Genomic DNA, 16,383 nt, shown 5'->3' on the forward strand with positions numbered 1-16,383 from the left:
TTTAATTTTCAACCGAATCTCCTGTTTTTCTTTTTGGAGGCTTTGGCCCCATAAACTGATAGAAATAGGTCTTCATCATACCGTTATAGATCTTACGGTTCTTATCTGCTTTTCTTCCAATGTATTTTTCCGCGTCTTCATAGGCCGTGATCATATACAGGGACCAGGCATCAAGGGCTTTGTAACGCTCGCCGATCTGACGGTAGAGCTCAGGAAGATTCTTTTTCTCTTCAATTCGCTCACCATAAGGCGGGTTGGTGATGACAAATCCATATTTTTTCGGATGGCTTAATGCATTCACTGGTCTTTGCTGGAAATGGATCATATGCTCTACGCCTGCAGAGGCTGCATTGGATTTTGCTGCTTTTATGATCTCAGGATCGATATCATATCCCTGTAAATCTACTTTTACATCCTGATCCACCAGATCATTGGCTTCATCCATAGCATCGTACCAGCATTTTCTTGGAATCAGATTCTTCCAGTCTTCGGAAAGGAAGGAACGATTCATGCCAGGAGCCATATTCGCAGCCATCATAGCCGCTTCAATTAAAAAGGTACCGCTACCGCAGAACGGGTCCACTAAAATACGATCCTTATTCCATGGAGTCAGCATAATGAGGGCTGCTGCAAGAGTCTCTGTAATAGGAGCCTTACTGGTAAGGGTTCTGTAGCCTCTCTTATGAAGAGAATCTCCTGTGGTATCGATTCCCACAGTTACCTCATCTTTGTAAAGAAATACTCTGATAGGATAAGAGCTTCCTTTTTCTTCGAACCATTCCACACCGTAAGACTTTTTCATTCGTTCCACCATTGCCTTTTTCATGATGGACTGAATGTCAGAGGGACTGAACAGCTTACTCTTTATTGAGGAAGCCTTGGCAACCCAGAATTTACCGTCCTGGGGAATATACTCCTCCCAGGCAATGGATTTTGTTCCCTGAAAAAGATCCTCAAAGGATTCCGCATGAAAGGTGCCTGCCTTTAAAAGCACACGCTCTGCGGTACGAAGAAAGATATTTGCCCGGCAGATGGCTTCATCATCACCAATAAATGTCACTCTTCCATCTTCAACGGTTGTAATGTCATATCCTAAATCTGTTATTTCTTTTTTTAATACCGCTTCCATGCCAAAATGACAGGGTGCGATCAATTCAAATGTTCTTTTCACCTTATTCTCCTAAGTCTATTTCTTTTTGTACATTTCCCTCAAAATCCAGGATACGAAATACCTGTTCTTCCAGTATTCCATAGGTTGGCGGATTACCGCCCTTTGGAATGGATACAGAACCGGGATTTAATATGGTAATGTCTCCTTCCCGCTCTGCAGTCAGGATGTGTGTATGGCCATGAAGGAGAATATCTCCCTTTTGTACCGGCGGCAGATGATCTTTATGATAGATGTGACCATGTGTGAGATAGATTGTCAGACCGTTTACTACCAACAGTCCATAATCTGCCAGTACCGGAAATTCCAGTACCATCTGATCTACTTCCGTGTCACAGTTTCCTCTCACACTATAGATCTGGTCCTTTATGCCATTTAACATAGAAATGACCGCTTTCGGATCGTAATCCCTTGGAAGGTCATTCCTGGGACCATGATACAAAATATCCCCTAACAAAATCAGCCGGCTGGCACCGGACTTTCTATATTCATCTAACAGGAGCCCACAGTAGTAGGCTGACCCATGAATGTCAGAAGCAATCATATATTTCATAATTTACTCTCCTTCTGTATATAATAGATATATTTTAAAGCTAGGGGATATTTCTGTCAATGAATTTACCTAACCCCATACCATATATTTTCCCCGATAGTAAGCAATTCCATTGGCAATGTTGACCACATGATATCCATATGGCTCCAGATTCCGGCAGACCATCATGCTCTGCCCGCCTCTGGCACAGTAAAAAATTAAAAGTTTATCCTTCGGCAGGGAGCCGATCCAACGGTCCATTTCTTCGTAGGGATAGTTAACTGCGTTTCGAATATGGGCTTTTTGATAGGACTGCCTGTTTCGAAGATCTATAATCATGATATTATCCTTATAATCAATATAATTATCAATTTCCCAAATGGGGATGGTCTGGAACATATTATCACCTGTCCTTTCTATAATAATATATTCCAGATTTTGCGGTTTGCGAAAATTTTAGAGGATGAGCCTGGATACGAAAAAAACGCAGGAAAGAACACCATGTCTCTTTCCCACGCCTTTTTTCGTTTTTTCTTAAAATCAGAAATAATTACTTGTTGCAGTCACGGCTTGTGTCTCTGTAAGAGTCACGGCTGGAATCTCTGCTGGAGTCTCTGCTGGAGTCACGGCTGGAATCTCTGCTGGAGTCACGGCTTGTGTTGTTGTAAGAGTCACGGCTGGAATCTCTGCTAGAATCACGGCTTGTGTTGTTGTAAGAGTCACGGTAAGAATCACGGCTTGTGTTGTTGTTCATCTTATCCTGCATCTTGTCCTGTGATTTGTTCTGGTTGTTATTCTGGCTCTTGTTCTGGTTGTTGTTCTGGTTGTTGTTTCTTGAAGAGTTGTCCATATCATTGTAGTTATTTCTAGACATTGTATTTACCTCCTGTAGGTGTTGTTTGTTACATGAACTAGTATGGCGGAAACAGGACAGATTATACTTATTTCTAATTTAAAAAAATTGTCAAAAATTTAATTATTCTCTGTTTATGAGCATCTCAGAGAGGAGACCCCTATTTTTTTTATAATATAGAAATCCTTATAAATACTTAATAAAAATTAACTTTGCAATTTCATTCTGGCTATATTATAATTGAATTGAGGAGATATATCCTCATCCTTATTAATTATTTATACTCCCCTCGAAAGCAGCCGGATAGCTCCCCTATCCTGGCTGTTTTCATTTGGTTTAAAGCAAAACAATTATCAATAAAGATTATCAACGTTAGCATATCCCATTCATAGATTTATTATTGAAAGATTGCTGGTATCTTCCATCATTTAAAAAAACAATAAAAGATATCTGTTTTATATTTTGTTAACTTGGTGGAAAGATCTATGAAAGGATAATAATAAGAATGAACTACAGATATCGTTTAAACAAAAACTATAATAATAGCATGCGTTAACATAAGTAGAGGATTCGCTTCATTTGAAAAAACCGTTATGAAATATCAGATGCTGTTTCATATTATACTCGCCGCCCCTGCTCTCTTTGTTATTTAACAGTAGAAGAAGGCATATTGCTTAGAGAAAGTATGGATTTTTTTCTTGAGTCTTTATATTTCTGCAATTTGCCAGAGCCTATGAAATTGAATTATTGATAAAATACTTTAACGTTATTTCAGCTAATATCATTTTTATAATGAATGGAAAGCCCTGTATTTTTTGTTCCATATATAATTTTTTTATTATATTATATCTAAAAAAAATAATAATTCAAAAATTGTTTTAAACAAAGCAGATTTAATATCCTATTACTGCTTATAATGCTGCCATTTCTTCGAATCATAAACTTTTTTATTAATAGGTATGTTGCAGAAGATTAACAGAACAATCGGTTCATTATAATAACTCAATTCATTTCTTCAGAAGATATCTATATTGATATTCTTTCCTCCATTATTATTGATAGGAGATCTATTATAATTGGTTTTTCTTATATGAGAGAAGATAATCACCAAAAATATCTGGCATTGGTAAGAGCCTTTATATTGATCTAATATCAGGATATATTAAATTTTGACCGGATGCTTAACTTCATAGTTCCCTTAATAATATCTTTGATGAAAAAATAAACAACCTTTTAATTAATGATACAAAACAAAGACCTTCGGCAATCCCATGCCGAAGGTCCTATACCCTTATCTAAAATCCGTTATCCGCTTATTCATTAATCGCCGATTACATTGACGATTTTCACAGGTGTCCGATAATTCCATGGGGAAGTCTTAATACCTGTGCTGTATGTGGAAGAATGTACAACCTGTCCATTGCCGATGTACATGGCAACGTGGTTGATGGATCTGCCGCTTCCGTAGAAAAGCAGATCGCCTGGGCGCATCTGATCTGCGCTGATGGCTCTTCCCTGAGTGGCCTGTCCGCCTGAGGAACGGCTTAAATTAATTCCTGCCGCATGCTGTAATACATATCTTGTGAAACCGGAGCAATCAACTCCCGTTCTTGGGTCAGTTCCGCCATAAGCGTAACGTCCGCCTACAAACTGTAAACCGTAATTTGCAATGCTCTGTCTGAAATCAACAGCTACATCTTCCTTATTCTTAACTTCCAGTGCTGCCAGAGTGCTTTCATCTGTCTGAGTAACGGTTGCATTGCCATCTACCGGCAAATAGCCGTATGTATCATTAACCTTAACTTTGACTGTTCCATCGCCCATGTCTTCCATCACCTGAAAGGAAGCGCCCTTGGTTGCGGTCATCAAAGCTTCTTGTCCATCTTCATCTTTGCTGATTGTAACTTTATCTGAATCAACAGTTACTAAATAATTTCCATAACTAAGTCCTGGACCGGATATCTCATCTGCTCTTACATCTGAAGGTCTAGCAATTACAATTGCACTGCAGAAAGCCATAAGGCCTAACGTTTTCCATGTTTTTTTCATCATCGGGAAATTTGCTCCTGTTTTTACTTTTTGGTTTTCAAATGTTACGTAATTATTAAATTCATTACGGTTATTATACATTTATTTTATCTTTTCGTCAAGTATTATTTAAAACTGCACCAAATACCTTAATTTTTTAGTTCAAAACACTAACAAATTTCACAGGCTTGCGATACATGACGTTTGTTACGATAATTCCTGTCTTTTCTGTAGAAGCGTGGACCACACGGCCGTCTCCCATATATAGGGCGACGTGGTTAATCGACCCATTTTTACCATAAAATACCAGATCTCCTGCACGGGCATTCTCGTAGCTGACCGTCCGTCCTTCCGCGGACTGGGATCTGGAGCTGCGACTGATACTAACACCGCCAGCCTTCCCAAGTACGTATCTGGTAAAGCCGGAACAATCCACTCCGGTATTGGGATTGACTCCGCCGTATACGTAGCGGCCTCCAACGAACTGAAGTGCGTAATCTACTACCTCCTGGCGCTTTAGGGCGGACTTGTCCACCTTTTCCTGAGCCTTTTCAATCAAGGTAGCAGAGCTGCTTTTTATGTAGCCCTCTCCCTGGGGAACCTTGATTCTCACCCAGCCATCCTTTGGTGCTTCCATGACCTCATAAGTCTTTCCTTCCTCCGCATTGGAAAGTATGCTTCCTGAGGGATTGGCAGTATTTAAAACTGAAACAGGCACATCGATCTTTGCATAAAGTGTTGTGCTGGTTTCCACTGCAATCTCTGCTCCTTGAACCTTAGCCGGAGTAGCCAGACCAAGTCCACAAAGCAGCCCTAAGAGCCCAAACGCCTTCCACATTTTATTCTTCATATAGATTCTCCTGTAGTTCCTTTCCTGACTCCAAAAAACAGCCGAAAAACAAATGTTACATAATTGTTACATTTTCGATTATATATTTAACTCTCGGTTTTGTCAAGCAAAAACGGCAGTTGTGACGTTTTCACGTCGCAACTGCCGTTACACTTTTGTAATATTTCATTGGAATTGTTAACAATATTTGACATTATCGTTTCATTCCTCTGAAAAACCAGAGTATTAAAAGAACCAGGAACAACGGTCCTAAAAGAGGCATTAAAAGGCTGAAAATTCCAGTCAGTATGGTCGCTGTCAGAAAGAATACAAGGATCAAAGCTCCCAAAGCAAGGGCCTTCCAGTACCATTTACTAAGATCAATGTAATGCATACCATGTCCAGTATCTTCCTGATCTTCATAAACGTTACGTGTGGACCCAGTGTAGGATTCGTAATAAGACTTTCCTGAAGCTGATGCATTCTCATTGGCTTCCATGATGGTCTTGGCAATCAGCCTTGGATCTCCGATGGATGCAATTACCTCATCTTCCATGGAACCTTTATTTACTTCCGTACTGATATATTCGTCATAAAATCTGATATTGTCCTCAATTACGTTTCCAGGGACCTCACCGGTTAGAGTTTCCCTTAGGCGCTGTAAAAATTCCTGTTTGCTCATCTGAGCCTCCTTCTTATAAGTAAATCACTCTGACCATTGTACCATCCGGGGGAAGCTTCGTAAATAAACCTTATCTGAAATAATTATTAAAAAATTCGTTGGAATGCTATTCTACATTTTCCTTGAGAATGCCTTCCCGGTATGCTGCCACCAGTTCTTTTAAATCTGATATCCGTCCGGCAAGCTCTGCTCCCTTATCTGTATCAGCCACCATGACCCGGTGTTTTACGTGTTCTACGACGGATACTTTTGGAGTGCTTTCCTGTTCTCTGTTAAATGGTTTATGCTCTGCTAAAGCCAAGTGATTGGAATTATAAATAAGTGTATAACCGGCAATGCCAGTCTTTGACTGATAGGCTTTGGAAAGTCCACCGTCAATTAAAAACAGTTTTCCACCTGCCTTCACCGGGGATTCCCCTTCCTTAATTTTAACTGGAACGTGACCGTTGATGATATGAGAGCCCTCTATGGACAGTCCAAATTCCTCCAGAATCTTATCGCAGTACTCCTCTTTCACGCTTAGACGGTAATATGGATTCATGGGTTCCTTATAGGTCTGGGGATCATCGATGAAATAATGCTCAAAGGTAGTCATCTTACCTTTTCCATAGACCGGTGACTTGGCACCGCACCATAGATACCACATAAAGTCTCTGGCATCGGCTCCTTCCGGCGAGTCCTCAGGCATGAAATAGGCGTTTTGTACCTTTTGGTCTAAGTAATCCATAAGAGCTTTCCCACAGTAGGCCTTACCATCTACCATCAGTTCCTCAAAGGAACCGTCTTCCTTCATGGGGATGCAGCCATGATAAAGAAGGTTTGAATTGGAGCACTTGTACATGCTTCCATGGGAATAAAGGAAGCGCACATGCTTATGAAGCAGTCCGTTATGAAGAAAGGACAGTTGTAAGACCCGAAGAAGCTCTTCCTCTTCTTTATTAAGCTCCAGTGGATGCTCCGGGTCCACCGTAGGGAAGAAGGTATCCACCATGGGATACTCCTTCCCTTCAACGGTTACCGTTCCCTGTTTAAAATCAATGGCTTCCATTAATATTCTGTCATTCATCTCATATTCCGGGTGGCGCTTTATGATTTGCCCCTCCACCTTGAACTGAATGACTGTTATGGCCTTGTGCATCTTAGCTGCCAGAATGGGATCTACTGCGTCATATATGTTTTCATCAAGCGTCATAGGGAAGAACCGCTCACAGGGATCTTCCTTATAAACTCTGGCTGCAAACATGGATAAAGGCCTTAAATTAATTCCATATCCATCCTCTAAGACATCAAAGCTGTTGTAGCTGATGGCAATCCTAAGCACATTGCAGATGCAGGCCAGATTGCCGGTAGCGGCTCCCATCCAGGAGATATCGTGGTTTCCCCACTGGATATCCACATCGTGGAAATGAAGAAGTTCATTCATTATAATATCCGCCCTTGGTCCCCGGTCGAAGATATCCCCGATGATGTGAAGGCTGTCAATGGTTAAATTCTTAATCAGTTCACACAGGGCGACAATGAACTTGTCTCCCACCTCAATATCTATGATGGAACGTATGATTTCACTATAGTATACACGTTTATTATCATCATTATAATCCACATGAAGGAGTTCATCGATGACATAGGCAAATTCCGCAGGCATCTTCTTTCTTACCTTGGATCTTGTATATTTGGATGATACCATCTTACATATCTGTACCAGACGGTATATGGTCACTCTCTGCCACTCATCGTCTGCCGCTTCCAGACATTCCAGCTGATTAAGCACCTTCTCCGGATAATAAATTAAGTTTGCCAGTTCCACTTCCTCTTTTTCCGGCATGATGTGGCTAAAAGTCTCTGTAATCTTCTCCCGGATGATTCCGGATGCACTTCGTAACAAATGGATAAAAGCTTCATGCTCACCATGTAAATCACTGAAAAAATATTCCGTACCCTTAGGCAGGCCCTGAATAGCTGTCAGGTTAATGATCTCACTGGATGCCGCTTTAATCGTCGGGTATTCCCTTGACATCAGTTTCAGATATGCCAAATCTCTCATAATACGCTTTCCTCTCCTGAAACACTGTTGCATTTGTATGAATCATATAGTACCATATTTTACGACAACAGAAAACCCCCGTGTGAAAAAGGAGCAAAAGATGGAACAATTATATATTTTCGGTACAGGTAATGCTGCCGTGTCTAAGTGCTATAATACGTGTTTTGCCATAAAAAAAGAGGATGAGTACTTTATGATCGATGCCGGAGGCGGCAACGGTATCCTTGGAATCTTAAATAGTATGAATGTAGAACTCTCCCATATCCACCATTTGTTTGTGAGCCACGAGCACACAGACCACATTCTTGGCGTGGTCTGGATGGTTCGTTTTATCGGCACCCGAATGAAGTCCAATCAGTACGAAGGGGACTTTATGATCTATTGCCATAAACGTCTGGTATCTGTAATTGATACCCTATGCCGTTTGACCTTACAGGGGAAATTTTATGAACTGATCGGAAAAAGAATCCACCTCACAGGGGTTGATGATGGGGAAACAAGAACGATTCTTGGAAACCAGGTGACCTTTTTTGATATCCATTCAACAAAGGCAGAGCAATACGGATTTTCCACTGTCCTACAAAATGGAAAGACTCTCACCTTCTGCGGGGACGAGCCTTTAAATAGCGCCTGCCTCCCTTATGCAAAAAACTGCGGCTGGCTCTTACATGAGGCATTTTGCTTATATGAAGAAAGGGAACGTTTTAAGCCTTATGAAAAGCATCACAGCACGGTAAAGGATGCCTGTGAACTGGCTCAGGAATTAAATGCAGAAAATTTAATTTTATGGCATACGGAGGACTCTGATATTTTACATCGGAAGGAACGATACGGAAAAGAAGGGGCGCCTCATTATAATGGCAGGCTTTTTATTCCAGATGATAAGGAAATCCTTCCTCTGACGCCTTAAAAAGCCTATCTATGTGGCTCTCGTCCCCGGCAGTGCATATCATATAACATAAAAACACGCAAAGGAGTTTCGTCGTATGGGCTGCCAGGGCTATACCTTCTACCGTGACGTTAACTGCAAAGACCTGGTGATTTTTCATGAAGCGACCAGGGACCTAAGAGGCACCACCTATAAGCCTTATCTGGTATCCACTCAGGAATCCTGCGGAATCAACTTTCGATTCATCTGCAATTCCACCTTCATGACCAGGCCGCCGCAGAATGCGATTACCATGGTATCTATTTTCAAACCCTTTTGCAAGGATAAGGAAAAAGATAAGGAAAAATCAAGACCTTACGTAACCAACATCTGCAAAATGGGGTGCTACAAATAAAAGATTGGATGCGGTAACATTTATCTATCAATAGAAAAGGGGGGCATCAAGCCCCCCCTGGCAATCAGTATTAATATGCCTTTCGGTATATCTCCATCATTTCCTGTTTTCCAAGAGTCATGATTCCAGGTAAACTCCTGGTTCCGTAAAAGGAACATTTTTCTGCCATCAATTCAAAATCATCTTCCCTTACAGCATCATCAAGCTCTCTTAAGCTGACCGGCATCCCAAGGCTTACAAAGAACTCTTCCAGACGGTCGATTCCTTTTAATGCCGTTTTTAAAGGTGCCTCAAAATCCATCTCAACCTTCATCACCCGGACAGCCAGCTGAGCAAATCTCATGGGATCCTTTTCACATACGTATCTGGCCCAGGAACAGAATAAGGCAGATAATCCAGCCCCATGAGCGATACAGGGATACAGGCCGGAGAGCTCATGCTCTAATTGATGGACCTGCATCATATATTCTCTGCCAAGGCCGGTAAGGTCATTGTGCGAAAGGCTTCCTGCCCACATAAGAGTGGCTCTTGCCTCATAATCCTGTGGATATTTATCTGCAACAGCTCCTGCCTCCATGACAGAAATAAGAAGTCCTTCTGCAATCCGGTCCGTCAATGGAGTATCCTTTGTATTGCCGCCCAGATACCGTTCCAAAGTATGCATCATAATATCTACGGTACCACATCCGGTCTGGAACTTATTCACGGAATATGTCAGCTCCGGATTTAAAATAGCAAAGAGAGGGCGGTGTGTCGGACTGTTAAAGCCTCTCTTATAATTTCCATCTTCATTGGTAATGACGCAGGATAAGCTTGTCTCACTTCCAGAAGCAGAAAGGGTCAGTATATTTCCATGAGGAAGGGCCTTTTTAGGCGCTGCTTCCTTTAAGAAGTATTTCCATGGGTCTGTTTCAGGATTTAAGGCACCGTCAGCGATGCACTTGGCAGAATCCAGTACACTTCCGCCTCCAATGGCGAGTATAAAGTCGATTCCTTCTTTTCTGCAAAGCTCCATACCTTCCATAGCCAGGGAGAGGGTGGGATTTGGTTTCACTCCACCAAACAAAACAAAGTCAATTCCCTGTTCCTTTAAGGAGTCTGTCACCTGATCAAGAAGACCGCTCTTTTTCACACTTCCGCCGCCGAAATGGACCAGTACTTTTTTATAACCATATTCTTTTATGACCGTTCCTACCTGCCTATGGGTATCCCGGCCAAACAGCACTCTTGTGGGTACGCAATATTCAAAATTATTCATGTCTTAACCTCTCTTTCCGGTACGGTATTCCCCCTCCCGCACCTTTTTATCATACTTCCATTATAACATGAACAGACTTCAAATCCAACTGTAAGGTGTCTTATGATTTTCGTCATATAATTCCCTGTCTTCGCATATCTTATATGGGAAAGGCTTAAAGCTTCTTTCCCTTTTCACTTGTACCTCTTATGGAATGACAAGGAGAACATTTATGAACCCATTCAAAAAATTCTTAACCTATTCCCAGATAACAAAGCATCATATGATTATATACATAGAAGTCATAATTCTGACCTTTCTTTTAGTATCTCTTTTTTTCATCTCTCCTGTAAGAAGTCTTTCCTTTCCCGTAATCAATCAGGACGGAAAAGCAACTGCTTCAGAACCGAAAAAATATATTAAGTGGGTGGATTTTGGTGTCACGGCAAGAGCCATGCAGGAAGCCTTCCGCTATGACGTTAACACCTGTCAGTCTGAGATTCATTTAAACTGGGTGGATCTTCTCGCTTATCTGGGTGGAAAGTACGGTGGGGACTTTTCAAAGTATTCCACCAAGGACTTAGATGCACTGGCGGAACAGCTTTTAGCTGGAAAGACCATGGCGGAGCTGACAGAGAAGATGAAGTATTATAATTATTATAGAGAAGCTTATGGCGCTGTTTTAGATGGCCTTGTAGGGGTTTATGAGATTCAGATTCCTTCTGCCAATGCACCCCTATATGCGACTCCTGCTCTTTTACCTGACGGATCCGTTGACCCGGATAAGGTTTGGGTGAAAAAATATGGACTCAAAGGCTTTTCGCCCATTGCCAAAGGATATCCTTATAATGACTTTGATGACTTTGGCGTTGCCAGATCCTATGGATTTAAAAGGCAGCATCTGGGCCATGATCTAATGGGTCAGGTAGGGACTCCTGTGATTGCCGTGGAAAGCGGATATGTGGAGGCCATTGGCTGGAACCAATACGGGGGCTGGCGTCTTGGCATCCGAAGCTTTGACGGGAAACGGTATTATTATTACGCTCATTTGAGAAAAAATTATCCTTATCATAAATCATTAAAACAGGGAAGTATTGTAACTGCCGGTGATGTCATTGGATATCTGGGGCGTACCGGCTACAGCCGGACAGAAAACACCAATAACATCAATCAGTCCCACCTTCATTTTGGCCTTCAGCTTATTTTTGATGAGTCACAGAAGGAAGGGAACAATGAAATCTGGATCAGCTGCTATGAACTGACCAAGTTTTTATCCATGAACCGGTCAGAGGCACTGAAAGATCAGGCGACCAAAGAATATGACAGAATTTATGATATGAAAGACCCCGGGATCCCAGATCATTTTGTACCGCCGGAGCCGGTGGCTGAGGAAAAAGAATAACAGGAAAAATATCATATGAAAAGGCGTTGGTCACTTAACATGTAGCCAACGCCTTCTTTTACCTTGTCCTTGACAGAGGGTACCGTTTCCCTTATTACATCAGACATTATTATTGAATTATCAATCATGCTACAATAGACTCTGCATGAAAGTAGTTGCAACAAATTCTTTATGTCTTTGTAGAAAACCCTCTGAAAAAGGATTAATGTTAAGTGACTTTGCAATCAAATCTTTCTGCAAAAAAGGAAACCAGGTAATGGAAAGAGAATACATTAAAATGCTTTCACTATCTTGGCCGACGATAATTCCTCGATTCCGTGCAAGCTCTATCAGTTCTTTCCCCTGTTCTACTACCGCTATAAAATTATGTGTGGATAAAAGAAAGCCGTTGTTATCAAGGGCTTCTCTGCAAATCAATGGAACATAGGTCGGCCTTTTAAATATAAAATCTATATGGGTACAGAGTAAATCCTTGATACGCCCCTCGATATCATCACTTTCTAATAAATCCCTGCGCTTAACAAATTCTCTTTCATCATCAATCAACCGTAACAACACCGCTTTATATAACGTAGCTTTATTCTTAAAATAATAAGTAGGCGTAGCTCTTGATAATTCGGAATATTCACCGATTTCTACAAGGCTGGTATTGTTATATCCTTTTGTTGCAAACAACTGTTCCGCGGAGTCTAATATCTTGTTTTTGGAACGTTCGGCATCTCGCATGGCCTCTTTCATCGTCTTTTGTCCTCGCGCAAAAACAGATAAAATGGTACCGAAAATGATAACCCTATGCAGAAGTTACCCACGAAAGGAATCCACCATAATTTAATGTCATTTTTCTTATGGTCAGCTAATAGGAACAGTAACCAGGCCAACCATGTAATAATAAAATCCGCAGCAAAGAATTTTGAGATTGGTGTGGAGAACCATTCGCGAACAAAGAGTGATACATCTAAACCATTGGTAAGCAACCACGGAACAAAGATAGTAAATGGAATGATTGTGCCAAGAACTGAGAATCCTATAAAAACTTTTTTCATATCGTACCATCCTTTACAATGAATATAACTTGTTGTTCAACAAGTTATATTCATTGTACGTCTCCCAGAGACCAAAGTCAATCGATTCACGGTATAACGAATCATTGATGGTACAGGTTATTGTAAACAGATAAATTTCGTAGTGAGCTACTTATCCTTGGAAGGCTCTTAATTCAACTGAATCTCTATTACTAGTGATCTCACTTTGCCAGCCCTTAGCTCTTTTGCATCATCACCAGTGATTAAGGCATCATTCGTCTCTTTCATCTGTCCATTTAAGAACTCGATCCGGATCTTTTTAATCTGATAAGATCCGGGTGTGATATCTTTCTTTTTGTCAAAGCGATAGACCACCACGGTCTTACCTAAAAATCTGGCTTCTATGCGTTTGATCTCAGGAATTAAATACTGCGGGATTGTCGGTTCCAGCTTACAGATAAGCGTTTCTTTTTCCATGCGAAACGGCTGTTCTCCAAACATCATAATTTGCCACATCTGCAAAAATTCAGCCGTGGAACCGCTTAACCTGGCTACAAACCCTTTTCCGTGAATTTTTTCATCTGCATTGGCACTGCTCGCCAGGAAGGAGGAATTCTCTAAAAGGCTTCTTCCATACATTTCTTCTGACAAAAAAGGAATACAGGCATTGTGGAAATCCTCAAAGAATTCATGATACAGCTTTAATCTCAACAGCTCCAGCAGATATTTGTATTCCATATGAAGCCAGATGGACTCATTCTCCAGCCACCCAGGGGAGAATGCTTTGGCTCTTCCTATCTCAAAGGAAGCCTCCTGAAGGGATTCGTTGACCTTATACATCTTAAGCTTTGAATCATACAGTCCTGATTTTTTTACCTTGTGGTATAAAGCGGTCTTATCTTCTCTGGCAACAGGAAGCTTAAAATACCGAACGTATCCCTCTAAGAATAATGGAAGGGGTACCGCCTTTACATTGACAGGAATTATATGTTTCCCCTCGTACTCATAGTGGTCAAATTCATAGGAAAAATAAGTAGGAATCCGATCATTGCCGTCACAGACTTCATGTATGCCCTCTTCTACATAGGAAATCCAGACTTTCAGCATTTTCTCCAGGTTCTGAAATGGTATTACAATCTCATCTCCAAGGATTCCAAATACGGTTTGCTCCCTGTAATCTTCCTTAAGCCGGTTGCACTCGTTCCAGACCCACAGCTTGCTTTTATGATTCTCTTGATAGCTTTCAAAGGTATTTTGAAGGCCATTCATAAAATCATGCAGCTCCACTGGTACCACAACAGGGTGACAATATCGGTTCTGTACATTTTGAATCCATAGGAGCAAGCGGTATAATTCAAAGGTTTCCGGCATGGAGGAACCAAACAGTCCCGGAAGACCATTTAGGGCATCGTACCAGCCTGGCTTTCCGCCCTCCATCTCAATTCCATACCCCATCATATCAAGAGTTGCCACTTTATTCACTGCCAGCAATATGAGTTTTGAGATTAAATTGGTCCTATACTCCATTCCGGTCCCATAAGCCGTATGTACCGTATGAGTGGAGACACCCTTTTTCCGTTCCTCGTCAAGGGCATGATATTGTCTTACACCATGTTCTGTCTGGACATACCTTTTATAACGGGGATTTACCACTGCCCTTGACTCATAAAACGTATAGCTTTTATCCAGATATAAAAGTTCCTCTTCCATTTCCGGGTAAACACTCAGATAAGATTCTATGAGATCAAGGTTGTAGGTCCAGTGGTCCGTCCAGTAGCCTTCGGTAAATTCAGCCGGGAATTTTGGAATACTCATTTTTACTGCCCGATACAAGAATTCTTCCCTGCTGCAAGCCAGAGTGATATTCTGCTGGTCCAGCAATGTATATAAGCTGCCTGGGGAATATTCTTTCTGGAAAAATTCCTTCACCACCAATTGACTGTCTCCCTGAACCAGCTCCAGAACCTCTTTCACTTGATTCATTTCATAGGCAGCCTGCTTTATGACCAAAGGATTATATCCGTCCAATTGAATCAGATTATAAAACAGTTTTATGTTATGATCCTTTACATAAGGGGCAAATAAAACATCGCTTCTCCGGTTTTGATTCAAGTCCCTGAAATTTCCATTTCCCTGAGAATAGTACTCGGGCAACATGGAAAAATCATTGTAATCCCGCTCGATATCTCCATGTTTTCTGGAATAGATATAAAAGACGGAATCCTCCCCAAGAAGGATAGGAAAGCCGCCCCGTAAAACATTATCTATGAACGTCTGCCTGCAATAAGCATCAAAGACGGGATCGGCTGTTTTTGTTTCGATGGAATCCCCAAGCTGTCTGGTCATTTTTATTGCTGTCTCATACTTTCCATCAAAATAGCTTCGGTCAAGCGTCTGGTCTGCATAGGTATCTCGTATCTGCTTTGAAGCTGCCTGACCAATCACACTGTTCCACTCCAGCTCATTTCCGGGTGAGAGGCATTGTTCCACACAGGAAAAACCGGATGGAACTGTATTCTGCCCAATCTGCTTTTTCTCTAACAGGGTTCTTAAACGATGCTTCAAAAATCCAATGGGGTGCTCCAATGCAGTATCATATTCAAATATCAACTCCGGGTCACCGATGATTGGCAGAAGGTCTCCGGACTTCGAGAATGACAGCATGAAATTGCCTCTTTCCACCTTGGAAACCATGGCATGGTCTCCTGTGCTGTACCGCACCCGGTAATATGGCATTCTTTTCTCTAAATCTTCCACCTGCATCCATGCTTTCATGGTCTGAGCCATATCCTTCATTGCCCTTAAATCTATTCCATAGGGAAGGATTCCTGGAAGTCCATCAAGGATTTCCAAATCCATAGGCTTACCTGATATATTTTTAACGACCACTCTTCTTACAAAGCCAGCCAGGGGTTCCTCCGGAAGGGTAAAATACCGGATATTGATTTTAAGGCCAATCTGGTCATTGATTTCCTCCAATTCCAGCTCATTCATTCCCACGTACATCCGTGTTTGGAGAGAATCGGAACGGAATGGCTCATATACTTCTTCCCCTATCTTTATAAAGGTGCGAAATCCCAGATTTCTCACAAGCTGGTATGCCTGATGAGCCGGGTAAAACTCCAGAATGGAATTATTTTTATTCTCCACGCCAAAGCTTGCAATGGCCTGCCCGCGGTTTACATAAAAACTCCAGAGAGGAATGCCATGGATTCCATTGATCCCAGGCAGAAAACTGGAACATGTGGTTTTCCGGTTATAATCTTCTATAATAAATCTTCCTCTATCATCAAACATCGCTTC

The 16,383-nt window shown here is 41.5% G+C and carries 15 protein-coding genes; 3 read left to right on the top strand and 12 right to left on the bottom strand.

Translation table 11 applies throughout. From position 1 onward, the window contains the following. Window position 1: 1 nt before the first annotated feature. The 8 genes from OW255_RS17645 to OW255_RS17680 all read right to left on the bottom strand — a co-directional run bounded on the left by OW255_RS17645 (window position 2) and on the right by OW255_RS17680 (window position 8,136). The gene (locus tag OW255_RS17645) at window positions 2–1,129 is read right to left on the bottom strand and encodes a THUMP domain-containing class I SAM-dependent RNA methyltransferase (RefSeq protein ID WP_051464584.1); all 1,128 of its coding nucleotides are present in this window, start codon (window positions 1,127–1,129) and stop codon (window positions 2–4) included. Window positions 1,130–1,172: 43 nt separating this feature from the next. Further along, a complete protein-coding gene (gene yfcE / locus OW255_RS17650) occupies window positions 1,173–1,721 on the bottom strand; it encodes a phosphodiesterase (protein WP_024834983.1) in 549 nt (182 codons plus the stop codon). A 69-nt stretch (window positions 1,722–1,790) separates the two neighbouring features. Continuing rightward, the gene (locus OW255_RS17655) at window positions 1,791–2,099 is read right to left on the bottom strand and encodes a rhodanese-like domain-containing protein (protein WP_268114813.1); all 309 of its coding nucleotides are present in this window, start codon (window positions 2,097–2,099) and stop codon (window positions 1,791–1,793) included. Window positions 2,100–2,250: 151 nt separating this feature from the next. Further along, window positions 2,251–2,574 (bottom strand): hypothetical protein, encoded by a 324-nt coding sequence (locus OW255_RS17660; protein WP_268114814.1) that lies wholly within the window; start codon window positions 2,572–2,574, stop codon window positions 2,251–2,253. A 1,299-nt stretch (window positions 2,575–3,873) separates the two neighbouring features. Next, window positions 3,874–4,605 (bottom strand): C40 family peptidase, encoded by a 732-nt coding sequence (locus OW255_RS17665; protein ID WP_268114815.1) that lies wholly within the window; start codon window positions 4,603–4,605, stop codon window positions 3,874–3,876. A 133-nt stretch (window positions 4,606–4,738) separates the two neighbouring features. Then, complete coding sequence (locus OW255_RS17670; protein ID WP_268114816.1) at window positions 4,739–5,431, bottom strand: C40 family peptidase; 693 nt, start codon at window positions 5,429–5,431, stop codon at window positions 4,739–4,741. A gap of 193 nt (window positions 5,432–5,624) precedes the next feature. Further along, a complete protein-coding gene (locus tag OW255_RS17675; RefSeq protein ID WP_268114817.1) occupies window positions 5,625–6,092 on the bottom strand; it encodes a DUF1700 domain-containing protein in 468 nt (155 codons plus the stop codon). A 106-nt stretch (window positions 6,093–6,198) separates the two neighbouring features. After that, entirely contained in the window at window positions 6,199–8,136 is a 1,938-nt protein-coding gene (locus OW255_RS17680; RefSeq protein WP_268114819.1) for a fructose-1,6-bisphosphatase, read from the bottom strand. Window positions 8,137–8,236: 100 nt separating this feature from the next. On the opposite strand from OW255_RS17680, the gene OW255_RS17685 reads away from it, so the two are divergent. After that, window positions 8,237–9,046 carry an MBL fold metallo-hydrolase gene (locus OW255_RS17685; RefSeq protein ID WP_268114820.1) on the top strand — a complete coding sequence of 270 codons (810 nt, stop codon included), beginning with the start codon at window positions 8,237–8,239 and terminating at the stop codon, window positions 9,044–9,046. 76 nt (window positions 9,047–9,122) lie between these two features. Continuing rightward, window positions 9,123–9,419 (top strand): hypothetical protein, encoded by a 297-nt coding sequence (locus OW255_RS17690; RefSeq protein ID WP_268114821.1) that lies wholly within the window; start codon window positions 9,123–9,125, stop codon window positions 9,417–9,419. A gap of 70 nt (window positions 9,420–9,489) precedes the next feature. On the opposite strand, the gene OW255_RS17695 is transcribed toward OW255_RS17690, so the two are convergent. Next, window positions 9,490–10,677: an iron-containing alcohol dehydrogenase gene (locus OW255_RS17695; protein WP_268114822.1), complete on the bottom strand. Its 1,188-nt coding sequence runs from the start codon at window positions 10,675–10,677 to the stop codon at window positions 9,490–9,492. 211 nt (window positions 10,678–10,888) lie between these two features. Between OW255_RS17695 and OW255_RS17700 the strand changes: the two genes are divergently transcribed. Next, window positions 10,889–12,058, top strand: a complete 1,170-nt coding sequence (locus OW255_RS17700) for a M23 family metallopeptidase (protein ID WP_268114823.1) — start codon at window positions 10,889–10,891, stop codon at window positions 12,056–12,058. 129 nt (window positions 12,059–12,187) lie between these two features. On the opposite strand, the gene OW255_RS17705 is transcribed toward OW255_RS17700, so the two are convergent. The 3 genes from OW255_RS17705 to OW255_RS17715 all read right to left on the bottom strand — a co-directional run bounded on the left by OW255_RS17705 (window position 12,188) and on the right by OW255_RS17715 (window position 16,377). Beyond that, complete coding sequence (locus OW255_RS17705; protein ID WP_268114824.1) at window positions 12,188–12,796, bottom strand: TetR/AcrR family transcriptional regulator; 609 nt, start codon at window positions 12,794–12,796, stop codon at window positions 12,188–12,190. Further along, complete coding sequence (locus OW255_RS17710; protein WP_268114825.1) at window positions 12,793–13,101, bottom strand: DUF2834 domain-containing protein; 309 nt, start codon at window positions 13,099–13,101, stop codon at window positions 12,793–12,795. Before OW255_RS17710 ends, OW255_RS17705 begins: the two co-directional genes overlap by 4 nt. A gap of 168 nt (window positions 13,102–13,269) precedes the next feature. Beyond that, complete coding sequence (locus OW255_RS17715; protein ID WP_268114826.1) at window positions 13,270–16,377, bottom strand: hypothetical protein; 3,108 nt, start codon at window positions 16,375–16,377, stop codon at window positions 13,270–13,272. Window positions 16,378–16,383 lie beyond the last annotated feature (6 nt).

Source organism: Lacrimispora xylanolytica (genome assembly GCF_026723765.1).
Taxonomy (GTDB): Bacteria; Bacillota; Clostridia; order Lachnospirales; family Lachnospiraceae; genus Lacrimispora; species Lacrimispora xylanolytica.

Bases quoted from the DNA above. Each gene is read 5' to 3' on its own strand.
- OW255_RS17700 (WP_268114823.1), top strand. From the start codon at position 10,889: ATGAACCCATTCAAAAAATTCTTAACCTATTCCCAGATAACAAAGCAT.
- OW255_RS17705 (WP_268114824.1), bottom strand. From the start codon at position 12,796: ATGAAAGAGGCCATGCGAGATGCCGAACGTTCCAAAAACAAGATATTA.
- OW255_RS17690 (WP_268114821.1), top strand. From the start codon at position 9,123: ATGGGCTGCCAGGGCTATACCTTCTACCGTGACGTTAACTGCAAAGAC.
- yfcE (WP_024834983.1), bottom strand. From the start codon at position 1,721: ATGAAATATATGATTGCTTCTGACATTCATGGGTCAGCCTACTACTGT.
- OW255_RS17715 (WP_268114826.1), bottom strand. From the start codon at position 16,377: ATGTTTGATGATAGAGGAAGATTTATTATAGAAGATTATAACCGGAAA.
- OW255_RS17710 (WP_268114825.1), bottom strand. From the start codon at position 13,101: ATGAAAAAAGTTTTTATAGGATTCTCAGTTCTTGGCACAATCATTCCA.
- OW255_RS17685 (WP_268114820.1), top strand. From the start codon at position 8,237: ATGGAACAATTATATATTTTCGGTACAGGTAATGCTGCCGTGTCTAAG.
- OW255_RS17665 (WP_268114815.1), bottom strand. From the start codon at position 4,605: ATGATGAAAAAAACATGGAAAACGTTAGGCCTTATGGCTTTCTGCAGT.
- OW255_RS17680 (WP_268114819.1), bottom strand. From the start codon at position 8,136: ATGAGAGATTTGGCATATCTGAAACTGATGTCAAGGGAATACCCGACG.
- OW255_RS17675 (WP_268114817.1), bottom strand. From the start codon at position 6,092: ATGAGCAAACAGGAATTTTTACAGCGCCTAAGGGAAACTCTAACCGGT.
- OW255_RS17655 (WP_268114813.1), bottom strand. From the start codon at position 2,099: ATGTTCCAGACCATCCCCATTTGGGAAATTGATAATTATATTGATTAT.
- OW255_RS17695 (WP_268114822.1), bottom strand. From the start codon at position 10,677: ATGAATAATTTTGAATATTGCGTACCCACAAGAGTGCTGTTTGGCCGG.
- OW255_RS17660 (WP_268114814.1), bottom strand. From the start codon at position 2,574: ATGTCTAGAAATAACTACAATGATATGGACAACTCTTCAAGAAACAAC.
- OW255_RS17670 (WP_268114816.1), bottom strand. From the start codon at position 5,431: ATGAAGAATAAAATGTGGAAGGCGTTTGGGCTCTTAGGGCTGCTTTGT.
- OW255_RS17645 (WP_051464584.1), bottom strand. From the start codon at position 1,129: ATGGAAGCGGTATTAAAAAAAGAAATAACAGATTTAGGATATGACATT.